We start from the raw sequence: 22335 nt of genomic DNA on the forward strand, positions 1-22335 counted from the left end.
CGACCTGCGCGTCCGTCCGGGTGGCGGCGGGGTCGCACGGCTCGGACGGGGCGTGGTCGTGAGGCGGCCGCGCCCCGTTCGTCGCTAGGGTGGGAGCCGTGACACCCACGGGGAGCGAGGCCGGCCGCAGCCAGGAGAAGGCCGTCGAGAGCCGCCCCCGCGGGCCCCGGCAGCGTCAGCGCGTCGCCGTGATCATCCCGGCGAAGGACGAGTCCCGGCGCATCGCCGCGACCGTCCGCTCCGCGCGCGCCATCCCGCACGTCGACCTCGTCCTCGTGGTCGACGACGGGTCGGAGGACAACACGCAGCACGTCGCGCGTGAGGCCGGTGCGGTCGTCGTGCGGCACTCCCACAACCGCGGCAAGGCGGCCGCCATGGAGACGGGCGCCGCGGTCGTCGCGATGCGCGACGCGCCGGACCGCCTGCCCCGCATGCTCCTCTTCATCGACGGCGACCTCGGCGACACGGCCGTCAACACCGCGCCGCTGGTCGCGCCCGTCCTCGACGGCGTCACGGACCTCACGATCGCCCTGCTGCCGCCGCAGCCCGGTGCCGGCGGCCGCGGGCTCGTCGTCGGCGCCGCGCGCCGGGCGATCGTCTCGATGACGGGGTGGACGCCGACGCAGCCGCTGTCCGGCATGCGGTGCCTCACGCGCGCGGCGTTCGAGGCGGCGACGCCGCTCGCCCGCGGGTGGGGCGTCGAGGTCGGCATGACCATCGACCTGCTGCGGCAGGGCTACCGCGTGCTCGAGGTGCCCTGCGACCTGCGGCACCGTCCGTCCGGCACGGACCTCAAGGGCCAGCTGCACCGGGCCGCGCAGTACCGCGACGTGCAGATCGCGGTCAACGCCCGCCGCGCGCGCTCGGCGGCGTCGTCGGTGCGTCGGACGCTGACGCCGGGGGAGCGCCCGGTCCGCTGACCGTCGGCCGGTCCGCGGCCGCACCGTCCCGCCCGGCCGCGTCGCCGTCCGCGTGGTCGCCGTGCGCGTGGGCGCCGTCGGTCGCGTCCGTCCCCGGCCCGGGGCCGACGCCCGGCGCGTCGTCCGCCGGGTGCGCGAGCCGCCACTGCGCGGCGGCCGCGACGAGGCACGGCACGGCGACGGCGATGCCCGTGGCCAGCACGACGATGCCCGAGTCGTTCATGAGGAACCCGATGGTCAGCGCGACGCCGCTGGCGGCGACGGCCGGGCGCAGCAGCGGGACGGCGCTCTGCAGCCCCGCGAGCGGCGAGCCCTCGCCCATGAGCGCGCCCCGCCGGGGTCGCGGCCCGGCGAGCACGAGCCACGTCAGGGCCACGCCGCCGATCGCGAGGACGAGGTAGCGCCACGACGCGAGCACGCGCAGGTTCACCGAGAGCTTGCGCCACACGACGTCCCACAGGCCGCCGTCGAGCACGGTGGCGAAGAACCGGCCCAGGTGCGTGCGGTCGGCGGGCGCGCGCAGCCAGTCGAGGAACGCGAAGCCCAGCACGAGCGCACCGCCCACCACGCCGACGAGCAGCACGACCTTCCAGGACACCCGCCGCCCGCTCACGGCGACGGCGAGCATCGCGAAGGCCACGAGGATCGCGACCGGCCCGCCGAAGTCGGCGCCCCACTGCGGCGCCCCGTCGACGACGGCGAGCACGAGCCCGAGCAGGACCACGAACGCGACCGCGGCGCGGCGGCGGCCCGCACGCAGGAGGGCGTCGGCGACGACGACGGCGACGAGCACACCGGCGGCCGTGATCAGGGCGAACGCCTGGTTGCTCATGCCGTAGAACCGGGCCGCCATGATGCGCTGCGCACCCATCGGCGCGTCGATCACCAGCGGCGAGCCGACGAGCGCGTCGACGACGAGCGTCACGACGGTCACGCCCGCGACCACGCCGGCCGGCCCGAGGACGTGCCGCCGCCACGGCCCCGCGAGCGCCGCCGCGGTGACCACCGCGATGATGCCGAGCAGCGTCCACCAGAACGCCGTGACCGGCCGATCCGAGCGCCACCAGGGCACGAGCCCGACGAGGAACGACGCGACGGGTGCCGCCCCCAGGGCGAGCGCGGCCACCTGCAGCACCCGCAGCGCGGGGCTCAGCGCGCGGCCGTCGGCCCGTCCCCGGCGCGTCAGCACCACGGCGGCGGCGAGGAACAACGCCGCCTGCGCGAGCACCAGCCGTGCCGAGAACGACCCCGACACGCGCGTGACGGCCGACGCCTCCTGCTGCGCGTCGAGCAGCGCCGCCACGCGGGCCCCGCCCGTCGCGGGCCCGGGGACGGGCCGGATCTCGGCCCCCGGCAGCGCGGGCGCGTCGTCGAGCAGCCCGAGCAGGGCCAGCAGCGTCGGCGTGACGTCCGTGGTCTGCACGACGCCCGCCTGCCGGGTCGACCCGGAGGTCAGCAGGCTCTCCCCGAAGGCCGGCTCGGTCTCGCGCGGGCCGACGGCGGCGGCGACCTGCAGCGCCACGCGCCCCGAGTCGGCCAGCGAGACGACGAGCACGGTCGCGTCGCGGCCGGCCAGCGCATCGAGCACGGCGCCGACCCGGGCGTCCACCGTCACGGCCTGCTGCGCGCGCGACGGCTCGACGATCGACTCGGACCCCGGCAGGTCGGACCCCTCGGGGGCGTCGCCGAGCGGCACCTCGTCCTCGTCCTCCTCGCCGGTGGCCGGGTTCCCTGACGGGTCGGCCGACGGCAGGCGCGGCGCGGTGCCGTAGCCGGGGTCGCGGATCTGGCCCGCGTCGACGACGAGCAGGTCGGCGCCGGCCGCGTCACGCACGAGGCGCCCGAGCGCGGTCGTCGACGTGGGGCTCCGCACGTGCTCGCCGACGGGTACGCCCCGCGGGTCGGCCAGCGCGATCGCCGCGCCCGGGCCGATGCCGACGGCCGTCGCGCCGGCCTCCGCGAGGATGCGTCCCAGCGTGCCGGGGCGGGCGCCGTAGGACTCGGCGTTCGCGGAGGCGAGGAAGTCGTCCCAGCCGGGGACGGTGCCGTCCTCGCCCGGCGCGCGCAGGCTGCGGCACGTGCGGTCGTCCACCGTGAGGTCGGCGGCGCGGGCACCGGCGGACACGGCGAGCCAGCCGTCGGCGGGGCACGAGCGCGTCGCCACGGAGCGCGCCGCCACGGCGCCGACCGACCCGTCGCGGGAGAGCTCCCAGAGCGCCGGCGTCGTCAACGAGCCGACGTCGTCCCAGCGCAGGCCCGTGACACCCACGAGCACGACGGGCCCGGGCACCGGCGTCTCCAGCGCGCTCGCGGCGGGTCCGGGTGCGGCCGCGGCCGGTGCGACGACGCCCACGCCGAGCACGGCCGTGAGCACGGCCAGCAGGACGGGGACGACGGCGCGCAGGGACCGGGGCACCGCCTCAGGGTACGTGCGCGGACTACGCTCGGCGGGGCCGCACGGGCGGCCACGGGCCGCGGTGCGCCCCGTCGCGGCGCCGGTCCGGCACCCGCGGCGGTCGGCGTGCCGAGCCCGCCGCGAGCAGCAGGAGGGTCGATGGGCGTGCCGCGCTACGCGTACCTCGGACCGGCCGGGACGTTCACCGAGGAGGCGCTGCGGCGGGTCGCGTCGCCGGACGAGGCCGAGTACCTGCCGCAGACCGACGTGGGGTCGGCCATCGCGGCGGTGCGCTCGGGCGCGGCGGACTACGCCGTCGTCGCGATCGAGTCGACCGTCGAGGGCGGCGTCACCGCGACGCTCGACGCGCTCGCCACGGGTGTGCCGCTCGTCGTGCTGCGCGAGGTGCTCGTACCGGTGCAGTTCACGCTCGTCGCCGCGCCGGGCACGCGCCTCGAGGACGTCGCGCGCGTCAGTGCGCACCCGCACGCGTGGGTGCAGTGCCGCCGCTGGGTCGCGGCGCACCTGCCCCGCGCCGTGCACGTGCCCGCGACCAGCAACACCGCGCCCGCGGCGCTGCTCGTCGAGGCGCTCGCCGCCGGTGACGCCGGCACGCTGCCGTTCGACGCCGCACTGGTGCCGCCGGGGGCGGTGGCCACCTACGGCCTCGCGCCGCTCGCGGACAGCGTGGCCGACAACGCGTCGGCCCTCACGCGCTTCGTCGTCGTCGGACCGCCGGGCGAGGTCCCGCCGCGTACCGGCGCCGACAAGACGAGCCTCGTCGTGCACCTGCCCGACAACGAGGCCGGTGCGCTGCTCGCGATGCTCGAGCAGTTCGCCGTGCGGGGGGTGAACCTGTCCCGCATCGAGTCCCGCCCGATCGGCGACGCGCTCGGCCGCTACTCCTTCTCCATCGACGCCGAGGGCCACATCACCGACGAGCGCATGGGCGAGGCGATCATGGGCCTGCACCGGCGCTGCCCCTACGTGCGCTTCCTCGGCTCCTACCCCCGGGCCGACGCCGTCGCGCCGACCGTGCACGTGGGCACCGCCGACGCGGACTTCGTCGAGGCACGGGCGTGGCTGGCCCGCCTCCGCGCGGGCGACGCCTCCTGACACCGGCCCCGCCGCCCCGCCCCGCGACCTCGCTCGCCGCCCCCGCCCCGCCCCCGCCCCACGTTCGCCGTGAAGGCAACCTGGTGACCGGTGCGACGCCCGAGACCGCGCGCGAGGTTGCCCTCGCGGTGGCGGTGGCGGTCGCGGTGGCGGTGGCGGTCGCGGTCGCGGTGGCGTGGACGCGTCCGTGCGTCCGCCGGGGGCGTCGCTAGCATCGCCGCGACCACACGGGAGCCCGCACCAGCGGGCTGAGAGGACGGCTGACGGGCCGTCGACCGTTCGCACCTGTCCGGATCATGCCGGCGTAGGGAGTGCCATGCCTGACGTGCGTCCCGTCCTGCCCACCCCCGGTGCCGAGGCACCGTCCGACGGCGCCCGGCCGCCCCGCCGCGGCCCCGACCACCCCACCCGAGCGGCCGCCGACCCCGCCCGCGCGGCCGTGCGCGGCGGCGTGCTCGGCAACTACGTCGACCAGTTCGACATCTTCCTGCCCGTCCTGGCGCTGGCTCCCGTGGCCGCAGAGCTCTACGGCACGCGGGCAGTCGTCACCTACGCGGGCCTGGTGTTCGTCGCGACGCTCGTCGGGCGTCCGCTCGGGGCGGCGGTCCTCGGCTCGCTGGCCGACCGGGTCGGACGGGCGGTCGTCGCGCGGGCCAGCATGCTCGGCCTGGCGGTGACGACGCTGCTCATCGCGGCGCTGCCGGTGGCGGCGATGACGCACGAGGCGGTGCTGCTCGCGGTCGTCGTGCTGCGGTTCGTCAGCGGCGTGCTGATCGGCGGCGGGTACACCTCGGCGGTGCCGCTCGCGATCGAGTGGACGGCGCCGCGCCGGCGCGGGCTCGTCAGCGGGGTCGTCATGGCGATGTCGCCCGCGGCCAACGCGACGATCGCCGCGCTCGTGCTCGTGCTGCTGGGCACGCTGGGACCGGACGGGTACGCGGCGTGGGGGTGGCGCGTGCCGTTCGTCGTGGGCGCGGCCCTCGCGTTCGTCGCGGTCGGGCACTTCCGCCGGCACGTGCGGGACACGCCGGAGCGCGCGGCGGCCGCGCCGGCCGGGCGTCCCCTGACGACCGTGCTGGTCGGCGCGGAGCGGCACCGCCTGTGGCGGCTCATGGTGCTCATGACGGGCCTGTGGCTCTTCACCAACCTGGCCGTCGCGGTGGTGACGTCCCAGCTGGGGGTCGTCGCGGGGCTCGACGGCGCCGCCGTCACGCGCACCATGCTCGTCGCGACGGCCGTGTCGGCGGCGGCGATGGTCGCGAGCGGGCACGCCTCGACCCGCGCGGGCCGGCGGCGGTACCTGACCGCGTTCGGCGCGGCCGCGGCCGTGCTCGCACCGGCGAGCTACCTCGCCGGGTTCGCAGGCCCCGCGTCGCCGGCGGCGCTCGTCGCGCTCGTCACCGTGCTGCAGGTCGTCACGGTGTCGGCGTACGGGCCGATCGGCGCGTACCTGGCCGAGCGCTTCCCGCCCGCGGTCCGCTCGAGCGGGTACGGCACGGCCTACAGCCTGTCGATCGTGCTGCCGGCCCTGTACCCGTTCTGGCTGCCGCCGCTGCAGCGGGCGTTCGGCGACGTCGCCCCCGTGGCGGCCCTGCTCGCGGTGGCGGGCGTGCTCGTCGCGGTGGGCGCGGCCACGTCGCCGGGGGAGGCGATGACCGAGGGGCCGGCGGCGCCGGCGACGCCCGCCGGCGCGTGACGAGCCCGGCGCCCCGGCCCGCGGGCCGGGTGCCGGTCGTCGGCGAGGACCGGTGCCGCAGCCGTCAGGCGGGGACGCGGACGACGAGCGCCTGGCGGTCCACGCGCGCCTCGATCTCCGTGGCGCGGCCCACGACGTCGCCGTCGACCTGCACGGCCTCGGGCCCGCCGGCGCCGAGGCGCACCTTCTTGGCGCGGACGTGGTCGATGCGCCCGATCTTCGCCGGCAGGTCGTTGCGCACGCCGACGCCCTGCAGCACGACCTCGCCGAACAGCTGCGCCCAGCCGGCGATCCCGCCGCGCGTGTCGATCATCGCCACGTCGAGCTCGCCGTCGTCGATCACGGCGTCGGGCAGGAGCGTGATGCCGCCGGGCAGCTTGCCGCAGTTGCCGATGAGCAGGCTGCGCACCCGGATGGTCGACGTGGGCTCGTCGTCGAGCTTCAGGCGCAGCCGCAGCCGGCGGCCGTTGAGGTGGCGTGCGCCGGAGACGAAGTACGCCATCCAGCCGACCTTGGCCTTGAGGTCCTCGTCGGTGTCGGCGACCATCTGCGCGTCGAACCCGAGCCCGGCGATGACGAGGAAGACGTGGTCGCGCGGCTGGTCGGTGTCGGCGGGCATGTCGTCCGCCGCCTCGGCGATGTCGTCGTCCATCTGCGACTCCCACTTCGTGACCCGCAGCCAGCCGACGTCGATCGGCTTGTCCTGGCCGTCCAGCGCGACGGCCATCGCGGCGATCGGGTCGTTCAGCGGGATGTCGAGGTTGCGGGCGAGCAGGTTGCCCGTGCCGAGGGGCATCAGGCCCATCGGCACGCCCGTGCCGGCGAGCGCCTCGGCCACCGCGCGGACCGTGCCGTCGCCGCCGACCGCGATGACGACGTCGGCGCCTCCCTCCAGGGCGGTGCGCGTCTGGCCGACGCCCGGGTCCTCGACCGTGGTCTCGAGCCACAGGGGCTCGGGCAGGTAGCGCTCGGAGGCGGCCTTGTAGACGGCGGCACGCAGCTCGGGCACGTCGGGCTTCGACGGGTTGGCGACGAAGGCGACGAGGCGACCCTCGCGCGGCGCCACCGGCGCCTGCTCCTCCGCCTCGGCCCGCGCGACGTCGGCGTCGGCGCGCTGGCGGCGCTGCTGCGCGAACACGACGCCGGCCAGCGCGAGCGCCAGCACGGCAAGCACGGCGGCGACGACCGAGACCCACTCCACCCAGGACATGGCGCGAACGTACCGGCACGCCCGGGGTCCGGCGATCCGGACGGCGCATCGGCCCGGCACGTCTGCCGGACGCGGCGGTGTCGCCGACGGTCGGTAGTGTCGTCGGGTGATCGATCTGCGGCTCCTGCGGGAGGACCCCGATGTCGTGCGCGCGAGCCAGGTGGCGCGCGGTGAGGACCCGCACCTCGTCGACGAGGTGCTCGACGCCGACGCCTGGCGCCGCTCCGCCCTGACGGAGTTCGAGACGCTGCGCGCCGAGCAGAAGGCGCAGGGCAAGAAGGTCGCGCAGGCGTCCGGTGACGAGAAGCAGGCGCTCCTCGCGCACACCAAGCAGCTCGCCGAGCGGGTCAAGGCCCTGCAGGCGGACGCCGCCGCGGCGGAGGAGCGCGCCACCGAGCTCGCGCGCCGCATCGGCAACGTGGTCGAGGAGGGCGTGCCCGCCGGCGGTGAGGACGACTACACCGTGCTCGAGCACGTGGGCACGCCGCGCGACCTGGCGGCCGAGTACGGGCCCGACTTCGTCGTCCGGGACCACCTCGACCTCGGCGAGGGGCTCGCTGCCATCGACACGGAGCGCGGGGCGAAGGTGTCGGGCGCACGGTTCTACTTCCTCACGGGGATCGGCGCGCGCCTCGAGCTCGCGCTGCTGACCGCCGCGACCGACCTGGCGCTGCGCAACGGGTTCACGCCGATGATCACGCCGACGCTGGTCAAGCCCGAGATCATGGCGGGCACGGGGTTCCTCGGCGCGCACGCCGACGAGATCTACCGGCTCGAGGCGGACGACCTGTACCTCGTCGGCACGAGCGAGGTCGCCCTCGCGGGCTACCACAAGGACGAGATCCTCGACCTGGGCGACGGCCCCCTGCGGTACGCCGGCTGGAGCGCGTGCTACCGGCGCGAGGCCGGCTCGTACGGCAAGGACACCCGCGGCATCATCCGCGTGCACCAGTTCCACAAGGTCGAGGCGTTCGTGTGGACCCGCCCCGAGGACGCCGCGGACGAGCACCGCCGGATCCTCGCGTGGGAGAAGGAGATGCTCGCGCTCGTCGACCTGCCGTACCGCGTCATCGACACGGCCGCGGGCGACCTCGGCTCGAGCGCCGCCCGCAAGTTCGACTGCGAGGCGTGGCTGCCCAGCCAGCAGCGCTGGATGGAGGTCACGTCGACGTCCAACTGCACGACGTACCAGGCGCGCCGCCTGGGCGTGCGTGAGCGCACCGAGGACGGCATGCGCACGGTGGCCACCCTCAACGGCACGCTCGCCACGACGCGCTGGATCGTCGCGATCCTCGAGAACCACCAGCAGGCCGACGGGTCGGTCCGGGTGCCCGAGGGTCTGCGCCCGTACCTGGGCGGCCTCGAGGTGCTGGAGCCCGTCGCGGCGCAGGGGGCGGGTCGGGGGGCCGCCCGATGAGCCGCACCCGCCTGGTCGCCCTCGACGTCGACGGCACGCTCATGAGCTACGACGGCGTCATCTCCGCGGACGTGCGGGCGGCCGTGGCCGACCTCGTCGCCGCGGGCGTGCACGTCGTCGTCGCCACGGGCCGGTCGATGCACTCGGCCGTGGACGTCGCCCTCGACCTCGGCCTCACGCGGGGCTGGGCGGTGTGCTCCAACGGCGCGGTCACGGCCCGCCTCGACCCCGACGCCCCGGGCGGGCACACCGTCGCGCACGCCGTCACGTTCGACCCCGCGCCGGCGCTGCGGGCCATCGCGCTGGAGATCCCCGACGCGCTGTTCGCCGTCGAGAACCTCGGCGTGGGCTTCCTCGTCACCCGGGAGTTCCCGCCGGGCGAGCTGACGGGCGCGCACCGCGTCGTCGGGTTCGACGAGCTCGTCGCGCGGCCCGCGACCCGCGTCGTCGTCCGCAACCCCGCCGGCACGCCGGAGGAGTTCCACGAGCTGGTGCAGCGCGTCGGCCTGCACGAGGTGTCGTACGCCGTCGGGTGGAGCGCGTGGCTCGACCTCACGCCGGGCGGCGTGACCAAGGCGAGCGCGCTCGAGGAGGTGCGGCGCGAGCTGGGCGTCGAGCCGTTCGAGACGCTCGCGGTCGGCGACGGGGAGAACGACGTCGAGATGCTGCGGTGGGCGGCGTGCGGCGTCGCGATGGGCCACGCGCTCGAGCACGTGCGGCTCGCGGCCGACGAGGTCACGGGCACGATCGAGGACGACGGCGCAGTCGCGGTCCTGCGGCGCGTCCTGGCCTGACCTGCGGCGACGCGCACGCCGCGGCCCTCGGGGGTTCCCGCGCACCGTCGCGCCCAACGTTCCCACCGTGACCTGATCGTGACCGGTTCGTCTGTGTTTCGCCCTTGCACGGCTTGCTGAAACGGACTTGTCTCGGTGCAGGCCGGGCCGACGACGGTCCGCCAACGACCACGAGGACGTGGAGGTCCCATGAAGCGGATCCAGAGGAGGCGCGGGCTCACGCTCGCCGCATCGGTCGCCGGGCTCGGGCTCGTGCTCACGGCGTGCTCGGGCGGTGACAGCGGCGACGGGGGCGACGGCGGGACGACCGGGGGCGCCGGGGAGGCGGCCGTCGACTGCTCCGAGTTCGAGGAGTACGGCGACCTCGAGGGCACCACCGTCACGGTGTACACCTCGATCGTCGACCCCGAGGCGGAGCAGCAGCGCGACTCGTACGCCCCGTTCGAGCAGTGCACGGGCGCGACCATCGAGTACGAGGGCTCGCGCGAGTTCGAGGCGCAGCTGCCCGTCCGGCTCGAGGCCGGCAACCCGCCCGACATCGCGTACATCCCGCAGCCCGGCTTCCTCGCCTCGCTCGTGGCGGAGTACCCCGACGTCGTGCAGGCGGCACCGGAGGCCGTGGTCGACAACGCGAACGAGTACTACTCCGAGGAGTGGGTGAACTACGGCACCGTCGACGGGACGCTGTACGCGACGCCGCTCGGCGCGAACGTGAAGTCGTTCGTCTGGTACTCGCCCGCCCTGTTCGAGGAGAACGGGTACGAGATCCCCGCCACGTGGCAGGACCTGCTCGACCTCACCGACCAGATCGTCGAGGACAACCCCGACGCCAAGCCGTGGTGCGCGGGCATCGAGTCCGGCGACGCCACCGGCTGGCCGGCCACCGACTGGCTCGAGGACGTCGTGCTCCGCACGGCCGGGCCTGACGTGTACGACCAGTGGGTCAACCACGAGATCCCGTTCGACGACCCGCAGATCGTCGCGGCGCTCGAGGAGGCCGGCGGCATCCTCAAGAACGAGGACTACGTCAACGGCGGCCTCGGCAACGTCGAGTCCATCGCCACGGCGCCGTGGACCGAGGCCGGGCTGCCGGTCATCGACGGCTCCTGCTTCCTGCACCGCGCGGCCAACTTCTACGCCGCGAACCTCGAGGGCTACGAGGTCGCCGAGGACGGCGAGATCTTCGCGTTCTACCTGCCCGGCCCGACCGAGGACGAGAAGCCCCTGCTCGGCGGCGGTGAGTTCGTGACCGCGTTCTCGGACCGCCCGGAGGTCCAGGCGTTCCACGCGTACCTGTCGAGCCCGCAGTGGGCCAACGCCAAGGCCGAGTCCACCCCGGGTGGCGGCTGGCTCAGCGCCAACAGCGGCCTCGACCGTGACCTGCTGACCTCGCCGATCGACCAGCTGTCGTTCGACCTGCTGACCGACGACGCGTACACGTTCCGCTTCGACGGCTCGGACCAGATGCCGGGTGCCGTCGGTGCCGGTGCGTTCTGGCGCGAGATGACGGCCTGGATCAGCCCCGGGCAGGACGCGCAGACGACGCTGACGAACATCGAGGCGGCCTGGCCGACCAGCTGACGTCGCGACTCGTGCGTGGTGGGGGTCACCGCTCCGGTGGCCCCCACCAGGCTGTCCGCCGTACCCGCCGGCCACGGGCCGGCACGACGAGGGGATGACCTTCCGTGGACTGGTTGCTCCGCCCGGACACGACACCCGAGAAGCTGCTGCTGATGGTCGTGGCCATGGCGCTGTTCGTCGTGGTGATGGGCGCGATCCTGCTCGGGGTGGACCGCCTGAAGCGGGCGCCGACCTGGCTGGTCGTGCTCGGCTTCCTGGGACCGACCCTGCTGTTCCTCACCTTCGGCCTGCTCTACCCGGGCCTGCGCACCGTCGTCGCGTCCTTCCAGGACTCGCGCGGCAACGGGTTCGTCGGGTTCGACAACTACGTCACCGCGTTCACGCAGGACCAGTTCCAGCTCGTGCTGCGCAACACGGCCCTCTGGGTGGTGCTGGTCCCGCTCGCGGCGACGTTCTTCGGCCTCGTGTACGCGGTGCTGGTCGATCGCACCCGGTTCGAGTACGTCGCCAAGACGCTGATCTTCCTGCCGATGGCGATCTCGCTGGTGGGGGCGTCGATCATCTGGAAGTTCGTCTACGAGTACAAGCCCGACCAGGGCAACGTGGCGCAGACGGGCCTGCTCAACCAGCTCCTGGTCTGGATGGGGCTGCCACCGCAGCAGTTCCTGCTCGACCAGCCGTGGAACAACGTCGCGCTCATCGTCGTCATGGTGTGGATCCAGGCCGGGTTCGCGATGACCGTGCTGTCGGCGGCGATCAAGGCGATCCCGGACGACATCGTCGAGGCCGCCCGGCTCGACGGGCTGCACGGCGCGAAGATGTTCCGCTACATCACGGTGCCGTCGATCCGCCCGGCGCTCGTCGTCGTCGTGACGACCATCGCGATGGCGACGCTGAAGGTCTTCGACATCGTCCGGACCATGACCGGCGGCAACTTCAACACCTCGGTCGTGGCGTACGAGTTCTACACGCAGAGCTTCCGGGCGCAGCAGCGGGGGCTGGGTGCCGCGCTCGCGGTCATCCTGTTCCTGCTGGTCATCCCGATCATCGCGTACAACGTCCGGCAGCTGAGGCTCGCGGAGGAGATCCGATGACCGTCATCCCGCCGACGACGCTGGTCGACCCGACCGAGGCCGACACGCGCAAGCTCGGCACGCTCACGCGGGCGGAGCAGCGGGCGATCGCGGCCAAGGGCAGGCTCAGCTCCCCGTGGGCCTCGGGCATCGCGATCGTGCTGGCGATCGCGTGGACCGTGCCGACGTTCGGCCTGCTCGTCACGTCCTTCCGGCCGCGGACCGAGATCCGCTCCTCGGGGTGGTGGACGTTCCTGCAGGACCCGCAGGTGACGCTCGAGAACTACAGCGAGGTGCTGTTCGGCTCCTCCACGAGCTTCGCGACGTTCTTCGTCAACTCCCTCGTGATCACGCTGCCCGCCGTCGTCATCCCCATCGCGCTGGCCCTGCTCGCCGCGTACGCGTTCGCGTGGATCGACTTCCGGTTCCGCGAGCTGCTGTTCGTCGCGGTGTTCGCGCTGCAGGTCGTGCCGATCCAGGTGACGCTCATCCCGCTGCTGTCGCAGTACGTCAGCTGGGGCCTGAACGGGTCGTTCTGGGTGGTGTGGCTGTCGCACTCGATCTTCGCGCTGCCGCTCGCGATCTACCTGCTGCACAACTTCATGAAGGACATCCCGGCGTCGCTGGTCGAGGCGGCGCGCGTCGACGGTGCCGGGCACGTCACCGTGTTCTTCCGCGTGCTGCTGCCGCTCCTGACGCCGGCGATCGCGTCGTTCGGCATCTTCCAGTTCCTGTGGGTGTGGAACGACCTGCTCGTCGCGCTCGTGTTCGTCGGCGGCACCACCGACGTGGCGCCGCTGACGGTCCGCATCGCCGAGCTCGCCGGCACCCGCGGGTCGCAGTGGCACCTGCTGTCCGCCGGGGCGTTCGTCGCGATGATCGTGCCGCTCGTCGTCTTCCTGGCGCTGCAGCGGTACTTCGTCCGCGGTCTGCTGGCGGGGTCCGTCAAGGGCTGACGCGTCGACGAGGGCCCCGGTGCGCGCCGCACCGGGGCCCTCGTCGTGCGCCGCGTAGCCTGACCGCGTGCCCGCCCCGCTGCTGTTCGTCGTCTCGGGGCTGACGCAGTACGTCGGCGCCGCGATCGCCGTCGGCCTGTTCGCGGTGCTCCCTGCGGGCGTCGTCGCGTGGCTGCGGATCGCGGTCTCCGCCCTGGTGCTGCTGGCGTGGCGCAGGCCGTGGCGCGACCGCGGCCTGTGGGAGCCGCGCCGCCTGGGCCTCACCGCGGCGTTCGGCGTCGTGCTCGCGGTCATGAACGTCGCGTTCTACGTCGCCATCGAGCACCTGCCGCTCGGCACCGCCGTCGCGCTCGAGTTCCTGGGGCCCGTCGCCGTGGCCGCCGTGACGGGCGTCGGCTGGCGGGACCGCGCGGCCATCGCCGTCGCCGCCGTGGGCGTGGTGCTGCTGGCGGGCGTCAGCCTCGACGCCGGTCCGGGCGCCGTCACGGGCCTCGTCGCCATCGGCGTCTCCGCCGTCTGCTGGGCGGCGTACATCGTGCTCGGGCGCCGCGTCGCCCGGTCCGGTGCGCCGGGGGCGGGCGGGCTCGCCGTCGCGATGACCGCCGGGGCGCTCGTCCTCGCGCCGTTCCTCGCCGGCGGTGCGGGGCCGGCCCTGCGTGACCCGGGGCTCGCGGCGCTCGTCGTCGCGATCGCCGTGTGCTCGTCCGTGGTGCCGTACGCGCTCGAGCAGGTCGTGCTGCGGCGGGTCAGCGCGGCCACGTTCGCCGTCCTGCTCGCGCTCCTGCCCGCCACCGCCGCCGTCGTCGGCGCTGCCGTGCTGCGGCAGTGGCCGCACGGGCTCGAGCTCGTCGGCCTCGTCCTGGTCTCCGGTGCCATCGCGCTGACCGCGCGGTCCGGCGCCGAGGAGCCCGCCGAGGCGGCGGCGCCCCCGGCCCCCTAGCCGGGAGAGCCGGGGCCGTCAGAGGTACTGCCCCGGCGTGGGTCGCACGTCGCCGCTGTCGGCCTGCGGTGCGGGCATGCCGAACGGGACGCCCGGCCCAGGCGGGCGGGCGCCGGGCGGCAGGGCGCGGCGCATCTGCGTGAGCTGTGCCTGGGCGGCCATCTGCTGGGCCACCAGCGCCGTCTGGATGCCGTGGAAGAGCCCCTCCAGCCAGCCCACCAGCTGGGCCTGCGCGATGCGCAGCTCCGCGTCGGAGGGCGCCGCGTCCTCGGAGAACGGCAGCGCGATCCGCCGCAGCTCGTCGACGAGCTCCGGGGACAGCCCTTCCTCGAGCTCGTGCAGCGACCGCTCGTGGATGTCCGCGAGCCGGGCGCGCGCGGCGTCGTCGAGCGGCGACGCCCGGACCTCGTCGAGCAGCTGCTTGATCATCGTGCCGATCCGCATGACCTTCGCGGGCTGCTCGACCATGCCGGCGACGTCCTCGCGGCGGTCGTCGTCCTGCTCCGGCGGGGCGTCCCCCGCAGGGCCGTCGGGGCCGCCGGGCTCCCCGCCCGCGGGGACCACCACCATGCGCGGGCGGTCGTCGGGCGTGCGGGCCTCGTCGTGCCGGGTGTCGTCCACCCTCGCCATTCTGGCCCCGGGCACGCGTGCCCGCAGCGTGGGTCGGGGTGGTCGCCGACCGGGGCCGGTGCCGGGTGCCCACCCACGGACGGCGGGAGGGCCCGCGACCCCGCCGCCGGCCGCCCGTGCCGCGGCGTCGGCGCTGGCTAGGCTGGCGGCATGGCGTGGCTGAGCACCCCGGCGCATCACCGTTGGCTCGAGGCGGAGGCGGACCGGCTCTGGGAGTTCGGGCACGCGTCCCGGCTCCCGGGCGGCGGCTTCGCCCGCCTCGACGACCGGGGGCGCCCCGCCGACGGGCCGGTCGAGCTGTGGATCACGTGCCGCATGACGCACGTGTACGCGCTCGCGCACCTGACGGGGCGGCCGGGCTCCGCGGCGCTGGTCGACCACGGGCTCGCCGCGCTCGCGGGGATCTTCCACGACGCCGAGAACGGCGGCTGGTACGCCGAGGTCGAGCGCGACGGCACCCCGCGGGACGACGGGAAGGCGGCGTACCCGCACGCGTTCGTCGTGCTGGCGACGGCGAGCGCGACCGCAGCCGGACGTCCGGGCGCGCGGGCGCTGCTCGACGAGGCGCTCGCGGTGCAGGAGCGGCACTTCTGGGACGACGCCGCCGGCATGGCCGTCGAGGCGTGGGACCGGACGTTCACGGACCTCGACACCTACCGCGGCGTGAACGCGAACATGCACACCGTCGAGGCGTACCTCACCGCCGCCGACGTCACCGGTGACCGGCGCTGGCTCGAGCGGGCGGTGCGGGTCGTCGAGCGCGTCGTGCACGGCTTCGCCGCCGGCAACGACTGGCGCATCCCGGAGCACTTCGACGACACCTGGACGCCCGACCTCGAGTACAACGCGGACACGCCCGCGCACCCGTTCCGCCCGTATGGCGCGACCATCGGCCACTGGTTCGAGTGGGCCCGGCTGACGCTGCACGCCCGTGCCGCGCTCACGGCGCGCGGGGACCACCCGCCCGCGTGGATGCTCGACGACGCCGTGGCCCTCTTCGACGCGGGCGTCCGCGAGGGCTGGGACGTCGACGGCGCGCCGGGCTTCGTCTACACCGTGGACTGGGAGGGCCGCCCGGTCGTGCGCGAACGCATGCACTGGGTCGCCGCCGAGGCCGTCGCCGCGACCGCCGCCCTCGCCCACGCGACGGGGGAGCAGCGCTTCGACGACCTGTACACGACGTGGTGGGAGTACATCGGCACCCACGTCCTCGACCGCGAGGGCGGCTCGTGGTGGCACGAGCTCGGCACCGACAACCGGGTGTCGCGCACGGTGTGGGCCGGCAAGGCCGACCTGTACCACGCGGTGCAGGCGACGCTCGTGCCGCGCCTGCCGCTCGCACCCGTGCTCGCGCCCGCCCTCGCCGCGGGCCTGCTCGGCTGAGGCGTCCCGCCGCCGGTCGTCACGGCTCCAGCAGGAGCTTGCCGAAGACGTCGCCGGACGCGAGCAGGCGGTGCGCCTCACCGGCCTCGGCGAGCGGGAGGCGGGCGTGCACCACCGGCCGCACCCGCCCGTCGGCCACCATCGGCCACACGTGCGCGGCCACCTCGGCGAGGATCGCGTCCTTCTGCGCCGCCGGCCGGTCCCGCAGCGTCGTCCCGATGACCGACCCGCGCCGTGCCATGAGCGCCGCGAGGTCCAGCTCGCCGCGGCGACCCTGCTGCAGCCCGATGACGACCAGCCGCCCGCCCTCCGCGAGCACCGCCACGTTCGCGCCCAGCGCCCGCCCGCCGAGCACGTCGAGCACGACGTCCGCGCCCCGGCCGTCGGTGGCCTCCCGCACGCGGTCCGTGACGTCGCCCTCGCGGTGGTCCAGGACGACGTCGGCCCCGAGGGCGGCCACGCGGGCGCACCGCTCGGGGCCGCCGGCCGTCGCGACGACGCGGGCACCGAGCGCGCGCCCCAGCTGGACGGCGACCGACCCGACGCCGCCGGACCCGCCGTGCACGAGCAGCGTCTCCCCGGGCGCGATCCGGGCCGCGCGGAGGTTCGACCAGACCGTGGCGACGGCCTCCGGCAGCGCCGCCGCGTCGACGAGCGGTAGCGCCTCGGGCAGGCGCAGCGCGTGGGTTCCCGCCACGGTCACCCGGTCGGCGTAACCGCCCCCGGCGAGCAGCACCGCGACCCGGTCCCCGACCTGCCACGGGTCACCCGTGGGGCCCACGGCGCCCGGGCCCGGCGCACCGTCCGCACGCGGACCCAGAGCCGCGACGACGCCCGACGCCTCCAGCCCCGGCCACGCGGGTGCACCCGGCGGCGGCGGGTAGCGCCCCTCGCGTTGCAGCAGGTCAGCGCGGTTCACGCCCGCGGCGGCGACCTCGACCAGCAGCTCTCCGGGACCGGGCGACGGCTCGGGCACCTCCTGCACGCGCAGGACCTCGGGCCCGCCGGGCCTCGTCACGACGACGGCTCGCACGTCGCGAACCCTAGGCACCGGCGGCACTCGATGGTGGGATGAGGCGTCGCGGCGGCGTGGGGGATTCGCGAAGTACGCGGCGTATCGGACCAGGTGGCTACCGTGGCAAACTCAGCGCCGGGCTAATGGTCCGGTGTCCAGGTACCGATGAGACGCAGACGGCAGTCACCCGACGCCGGCGCGGCTCGCCAGACGGTGCGTCCGCGAGAGCGTCCGACGTCGGGCGAGAGGAAAGGATCGACATGCTGCGACGGCTCGGCATCCGTGCCAAGGTCCTGGCGGTCCTCGCCGTGCCCATGATCGTCCTCCTGGCCGCCGGCGCGTTCATCTCGAACAACGCGCTCCAGGAGCTGCGCTACGCCCGTGCCTCCCAGCAGGTGGTCCGCACGCTCGACGCATTCGCGCCGCTCGCCGCGGCGTTCCAGCAGGAGCGGACGGCGTCGCTGACGTACGCGCCCAAGGAGCAGGTCGACGCGGCGCGTGCCGAGACCGACAAGGCGCTGGCCGCGACCCGCGAGGTGACGGCGGACCTGGACCTGACGCAGTTCCCGGCCTCCGTGGTGCGCGACTTCCAGGAGGTGCAGGACTCGTACCGGGTCGCGCTGCCCCAGCTGCGGGAGCGCGTCGACCAGAACGCGCAGCGCACCGTCCTCAAGAACGGGTTCGCCACCATCGTCGACGGGCAGCTGCGCGTCGTCGAGGGCGTCGCGAACTCGCTGCGCGACCGTGAGCTCTCGGAGTACCTGACCGCGAACCGCGAGGTCGCCGTCCTCGTCGACGCGCTCGTCACCGAGTACATCGCCGGTGTCGAGCTGCTCAGGGCGGTGACCGACAGCCCCGCGGCCTCCCGCGGGTTCCAGGCCCTGACCACCACGACGGAGCTGGGCCGCGAGCGCGCCCGCATCAGTGTGTCGAACCTCGAGATCGAGGGCCTGCTGGTCTCCAGCGGCGACCCCACCCCGACGCTCCTCGCCCAGCGGTCGCTGTTCGCGCAGGGCAACGTGGCCGCCCTGCGCTCCATCGACGCGCCGGAGTGGTTCGACGAGACCAACCGCCAGCTCGCGATGCTCAACGAGGTCAACGACGGCGTGCTCACCGGCGCCGACCGGCAGGCCGGCGCCGCCGTGGGCGACGCCCGCGACACCGCGCTCGTCACGATCGCACTCGCGGTGCTCGCCGCCGTGGCGTCCTTCCTGTTCGCCACCGTCGTCGCCCGCAGCATCGTCGTCCCGCTGCGCCGCCTGACCAGCGCCGCCGCGGACGTCCGCGAGCAGCTCCCGAAGCTCGTCGAGCAGGTGGCCGTCCCCGGCGAGGGGCCGGAGATCTCGCTGGCCCCCATCCCGGTGACCTCGAGCGACGAGGTCGGCCGCCTGGCCCAGGCGTTCAACGCGGTCAACGCGCAGACCATCACGGTCGCCCAGGAGCAGGCCGCGCTGCGTGGCTCCATCGCCGAGATGTTCGTCAACGTCGCGCGCCGCGACCAGGTCCTCCTGAACCGGCAGCTGTCCTTCATCGACTCGCTCGAGCGGGCGGAGGAGGACCCGGGGACGCTGGCGAACCTGTTCCGCCTGGACCACCTCGCCACCCGGATGCGACGCAACGCGGAGTCCCTCCTCGTCCTCGCCGGCATCGACTCCGGCCGTCGTCTGCGCGACGCCATGCCGCTGTCCGACGTCATCCGCACCGCCTCGTCCGAGATCGAGCAGTACGACCGCGTCGAGCTCGACCTGCAGGTCGACCCGCACATGCTCGGCTTCAACGCCCTCTCCGCCGCCCACCTGCTGGCCGAGCTGCTCGAGAACGCGACCGTGTTCTCCGAGCCGGAGACGCCGGTCATCGTCAGCACGGGTGTGCAGGGCGCATCGGTCATCGTGCGGATCACCGACCAGGGCCTCGGCATGACCGAGGCCGAGATGGCGTCGGCCAACCACAAGATCGCGTCGGTCTCGGCGAGCGACGCCCTCGGCGCCCAGCGCCTCGGCCTCTTCGTCGTCGGCCGCATCGCCCAGCGCCTGGGCGCCGAGGTCACGCTGCGCAAGCGCCCCTCCGGCACGGGCACCGACGCGCTCGTGCGCTTCCCCAGCACCCTGTTCTCCGCGAACGAGGTCGCCGGGTTCGGCGCCCCTCCGCTCACCGGCGCGCCGGCGCAGCAGGCCCCCGTCGCCCAGATCGAGGCCCCGGCCGTCCGCGAGGTCGACCTCGCGGAGCTGACCGACGGCGCCACGTCGCTCGGCCTGCCGCGCCGCCGCCGCGGCGACGACAGCGCCGCGACCCCCGTCGCACCGGAGGCGCCCGCGCCGGACGACGCGCCGATCCCGGTGCCGAGCCTGGGGGGCAACGGCCTCCCGACGCGCTCCCGCAAGACCTTCGACGAGGACAACATCGTCCTCCCCGAGACGCCCGAGGCCACCCTCGCGCCCGAGCTGTCCGCCGACAGGGGCGAGTGGATCCCCGAGGTCGCGGCCGCGCCGCGCGTGATCGGCGGCCTGCCGAGCCGGACCCGCGCAGCGACGTCCGCGTGGGCCGCGCCCGACACGCAGGACGACACGCAGCAGCCGACCCCGGCGGACCCCGCGACGCGTGCCGGGCTGTTCTCCGGCTTCCGCAACCGCGAGGCGCTCGTCACGACGCACGTGGACGAGCGCGAGTCCGCCCCCGCGGCGTTCCACGTGCCGGGCCTCGTGCCCGACGAGGGCGCGTCGTCGTCGTCGGCGCAGTCGCCCGACTCCGGTTGGCCCGTGCCGTCGTGGCGGGAGCCGGCGCAGAGCCCGGCGCCGCTGCCCAGCCGCGGGGCCGAGGGCCTGCCGTCCCGCACGTCGGCCGCTCCCGAGGACGCCACCAGCGCGATCGCGCCGTGGGCGACCGAGGAGCAGCCCGCGCAGGAGCAGCCATGGGCGCAGGCGGAGCCGGAGCCGTGGGCACCGGCCCAGGAGGAGTCGGCGCCGTGGGCGCCGGCCCACGAGGAGCAGCAGCCGTGGGCCCCCGCGGCGCAGGTGACGGACTCGGAGCCGTGGGCCCCCGCGCAGGCTGAGTCGGAGCCGTGGGCTCCTGCGCAGGCTGAGTCGGAGCCGTGGGCCCCGGCGCAGGCTGAGTCGGAGCCGTGGGCTCCCGCGCAGGCTGAGTCGGAGCCGTGGGCTCCCGTCCTGGCCGAGCAGCAGCCGTGGGCCCCTGCTCAGGCCGAGCAGCAGCCGTGGGCGCCCGCCGCCGGCCCCGCGTGGGGCGACCCGCAGCAGGCCGTCGCCGAGGAGCAGGCCCCCGCCGACGAGCCCGCGCCCGCCGACGAGCCCGTGCCGTCGTTCACCGCGTACAGCGGCTACTCCGGCTGGGCCGGCAGCGCCGACCAGCCGACGATCGACTACACCGCGCCGTACGTCCCCTTCGAGCGCACGCTCGACGAGGCCCGCGCGTGGCACACCGGTGCGATCCCGGTGGTCCCCGAGCCCGCACGTCGGCACCCGGAGCCGGCCGCGCAGCACCACGACCCCGCGCCCACGGCCGAGCAGCTGCCCAGCCGCACCGCCGCGACGCCGGCACCGGTCCTGCTCGAGCCCGACCCGGAGGAGGAGGCCCCCGCGGGGCCGTGGGCGCCCGTCCCGGCCCAGCAGCAGGTGGCCGCCGAGCAGCCCGCGTGGGCGCCGACCGCGCCCGAGCCGCCGCGGTGGGAGGCGCCGCAGTGGCAGGACGAGACCCCGCCCGCGCAGGCGCAGCCTGCCCCCGCGGACGACCGTCCGGCCACCCCGGCCTGGAGCCGGCAGGCCACCGGGTGGCAGGCGCCCGTCGAGCAGCCGACGCAGGTCTTCTCGCCGATCGAGGCCGCCGAGGCGGTCGCGCAGACGCAGGAGCCCGTCGAGTACGCCCCGGCACCGCAGTACCAGGCGCCGCCGTCGGCGTCGCGGCCGCTGGTGCAGCGGACCCCCGCCGCGTCGGCGCAGCCCGCGTGGCAGCCGGCCGACTCCGCGCCGTCCGCTGCGACCGACCAGCACGCCCCCGCCTTCGGGGACCTGGTCCGGCCGGTCGACGACAAGCCCAAGCGCCGCTGGGGTGCCTTCTTCGGTCGCCGCAAGGACGACGGCACGGAGCCCGACGCGGGCCAGCAGGCCCCGGTGGCGCCGAGCGCTCCGGTCCGGTCCTCCGCGTGGGGCGCCGAGCCGGCGGCCCCGGCGGCGGACAGCTGGCAGGCACCGACGTGGTCGGCCCCCGCGGCTGCGGCCGCACCGGCGCCCGCGCCCGTGCAGGAGCAGCGCCCCGCGCCGTCGTGGTCGTCGTCCTCGTCCGACTGGTCGGCCCGGCCGGCCCCCGCTGCGCAGCCGGCGTCCGCCGTGCCGCAGCCGTCCGTCCCGCCGTCGGTCGCCCCGCGCGTCGGCACGCTGGACGACGAGGTCGCCGCCATGCTGGCGCTGCGCTCCGACATCCAGGAGCAGGCATTGTCCGAGCTGAGCCAGCTCTCGGCCTACCGGCCGAGTGCGGTCGGGGCAGGCGCCGAGCGCCTGATCAAGCGCGTGCCGACCGCCGTCCCCGCGGCGCCGGCACCGACGGAGGAGCGGCCCGTGCAACGTGACGCGGAGCAGCTGCGCTCGCGACTCTCCAGCTTCCAGTCCGGCACCTCGCGCGGGCGGCGTGCCGCCGGCGACCCGGATGGTGACGCATGATCCCCCCTCTCCTCGCGGTAACGCCCGCGCTACCGTGACGCCCCAGCCCGCAGTCGGCCCTGACTGCACCATGAAGGAGGAAGTGTGACCGCGCTCAGCACCGAGGCAGCCAACTTCGGCTGGCTCCTGGACAACTTCGTCCGGACCGTGCCCGGCACTCGCCACACGCTCGTGGTGTCGGCCGACGGTCTGCTCATGGCGATGTCCGAGCAGCTCGACCGCACCAGCGGCGACCAGCTCGCGGCGATCGTCTCCGGGATGTCGAGCCTGACCCGTGGCGCGTCGCGCCAGCTGCGTGCGGGGGAGGTGCGTCAGGCGATCATCGAGATGGACCAGCTGTTCCTCTTCCTCATGAGCGTCTCCAACGGCTCCGTCCTCGCCGTGGTCGCGGAGTCGACGTGCGACGTCGGCCTGATCGGGTACGAGATGGCGATGCTCGTCTCGCGCACCGAGGCGACGTTGACCCCGCAGCTCATCTCCGAGATGCGTGGTCAGCTCCCCGTCGACGGGGCGACCCGGGCCCCGGTCGCCTGAGGCATCGA

Annotated in this window: 16 protein-coding genes and 1 riboswitch; of the genes, 12 read left to right on the forward strand and 4 right to left on the reverse strand. The window is 75.3% G+C overall.

Features of this window, described 5'->3' with window-relative positions; translation table 11 throughout:
- Positions 1-98 precede the first annotated feature (98 nt).
- Complete coding sequence (locus E5225_RS01415) at positions 99-920, forward strand: glycosyltransferase family 2 protein (RefSeq protein ID WP_424945124.1); 822 nt, start codon at positions 99-101, stop codon at positions 918-920.
- Here the strand turns inward: E5225_RS01415 and E5225_RS01420 are convergent.
- Entirely contained in the window at positions 844-3336 is a 2493-nt protein-coding gene (locus E5225_RS01420) for a hypothetical protein (RefSeq protein WP_135972797.1), read from the reverse strand. The genes E5225_RS01415 and E5225_RS01420 overlap by 77 nt on opposite strands.
- A gap of 138 nt (positions 3337-3474) precedes the next feature.
- On the opposite strand from E5225_RS01420, the gene pheA reads away from it, so the two are divergent.
- Complete coding sequence (gene pheA / locus E5225_RS01425) at positions 3475-4431, forward strand: prephenate dehydratase (RefSeq protein WP_135972798.1); 957 nt, start codon at positions 3475-3477, stop codon at positions 4429-4431.
- Between the two features lie 217 nt (positions 4432-4648).
- Positions 4649-4759: riboswitch (TPP riboswitch) on the forward strand.
- Positions 4748-6127 carry an MFS transporter gene (locus E5225_RS01430; RefSeq protein ID WP_135972799.1) on the forward strand — a complete coding sequence of 460 codons (1380 nt, stop codon included), beginning with the start codon at positions 4748-4750 and terminating at the stop codon, positions 6125-6127. It overlaps the preceding riboswitch by 12 nt.
- A 64-nt stretch (positions 6128-6191) precedes the next feature.
- Here the strand turns inward: E5225_RS01430 and E5225_RS01435 are convergent, their stop codons facing one another.
- Positions 6192-7337: a diacylglycerol/lipid kinase family protein gene (locus E5225_RS01435; RefSeq protein ID WP_135972800.1), complete on the reverse strand. Its 1146-nt coding sequence runs from the start codon at positions 7335-7337 to the stop codon at positions 6192-6194.
- 106 nt (positions 7338-7443) lie between these two features.
- Between E5225_RS01435 and serS the strand changes: the two genes are divergently transcribed.
- The 6 genes from serS (at position 7444) to E5225_RS01465 (ending at position 14098) form a co-directional block, all read left to right on the forward strand.
- Positions 7444-8754 carry a serine--tRNA ligase gene (gene serS / locus E5225_RS01440; RefSeq protein WP_135972801.1) on the forward strand — a complete coding sequence of 437 codons (1311 nt, stop codon included), beginning with the start codon at positions 7444-7446 and terminating at the stop codon, positions 8752-8754.
- The gene (locus E5225_RS01445) at positions 8751-9548 is read left to right on the forward strand and encodes an HAD family hydrolase (RefSeq protein ID WP_135972802.1); all 798 of its coding nucleotides are present in this window, start codon (positions 8751-8753) and stop codon (positions 9546-9548) included. Before serS ends, E5225_RS01445 begins: the two co-directional genes overlap by 4 nt.
- A 189-nt stretch (positions 9549-9737) precedes the next feature.
- A complete protein-coding gene (locus tag E5225_RS01450) occupies positions 9738-11129 on the forward strand; it encodes an ABC transporter substrate-binding protein (protein ID WP_135972803.1) in 1392 nt (463 codons plus the stop codon).
- Between the two features lie 104 nt (positions 11130-11233).
- Positions 11234-12223, forward strand: a complete 990-nt coding sequence (locus E5225_RS01455) for a carbohydrate ABC transporter permease (RefSeq protein ID WP_135972804.1) — start codon at positions 11234-11236, stop codon at positions 12221-12223.
- Entirely contained in the window at positions 12220-13158 is a 939-nt protein-coding gene (locus E5225_RS01460) for a carbohydrate ABC transporter permease (RefSeq protein WP_135972805.1), read from the forward strand. Before E5225_RS01455 ends, E5225_RS01460 begins: the two co-directional genes overlap by 4 nt.
- Before the next feature lie 67 nt (positions 13159-13225).
- The gene (locus E5225_RS01465) at positions 13226-14098 is read left to right on the forward strand and encodes an EamA family transporter (protein ID WP_135972806.1); all 873 of its coding nucleotides are present in this window, start codon (positions 13226-13228) and stop codon (positions 14096-14098) included.
- Between the two features lie 18 nt (positions 14099-14116).
- Here the strand turns inward: E5225_RS01465 and E5225_RS01470 are convergent, their stop codons facing one another.
- On the reverse strand, positions 14117-14728 hold the full coding sequence (locus tag E5225_RS01470) for a bacterial proteasome activator family protein (protein ID WP_135972807.1): 612 nt from the start codon (positions 14726-14728) through the stop codon (positions 14117-14119).
- Positions 14729-14878: 150 nt separating this feature from the next.
- Here E5225_RS01470 and E5225_RS01475 point away from each other — a divergent pair, with 150 nt between their 5' ends.
- Positions 14879-16111 carry an AGE family epimerase/isomerase gene (locus E5225_RS01475; protein ID WP_135972808.1) on the forward strand — a complete coding sequence of 411 codons (1233 nt, stop codon included), beginning with the start codon at positions 14879-14881 and terminating at the stop codon, positions 16109-16111.
- Positions 16112-16130: 19 nt separating this feature from the next.
- Here the strand turns inward: E5225_RS01475 and E5225_RS01480 are convergent, their stop codons facing one another.
- Positions 16131-17144, reverse strand: coding sequence for an NAD(P)H-quinone oxidoreductase (locus E5225_RS01480; protein WP_135972809.1), 1014 nt, complete (start codon positions 17142-17144; stop codon positions 16131-16133).
- A gap of 242 nt (positions 17145-17386) precedes the next feature.
- Between E5225_RS01480 and E5225_RS01485 the strand changes: the two genes are divergently transcribed.
- Together E5225_RS01485 and E5225_RS01490 are read left to right on the forward strand one after the other, a co-directional pair.
- Entirely contained in the window at positions 17387-21793 is a 4407-nt protein-coding gene (locus tag E5225_RS01485; RefSeq protein WP_135972810.1) for an ATP-binding protein, read from the forward strand.
- 84 nt (positions 21794-21877) lie between these two features.
- Positions 21878-22327, forward strand: coding sequence for a roadblock/LC7 domain-containing protein (locus E5225_RS01490; protein WP_062100949.1), 450 nt, complete (start codon positions 21878-21880; stop codon positions 22325-22327).
- Positions 22328-22335 lie beyond the last annotated feature (8 nt).

Origin of the sequence: Cellulomonas shaoxiangyii (assembly GCF_004798685.1) — a bacterium.
Taxonomy (GTDB): domain Bacteria; phylum Actinomycetota; class Actinomycetes; order Actinomycetales; family Cellulomonadaceae; genus Cellulomonas; species Cellulomonas shaoxiangyii.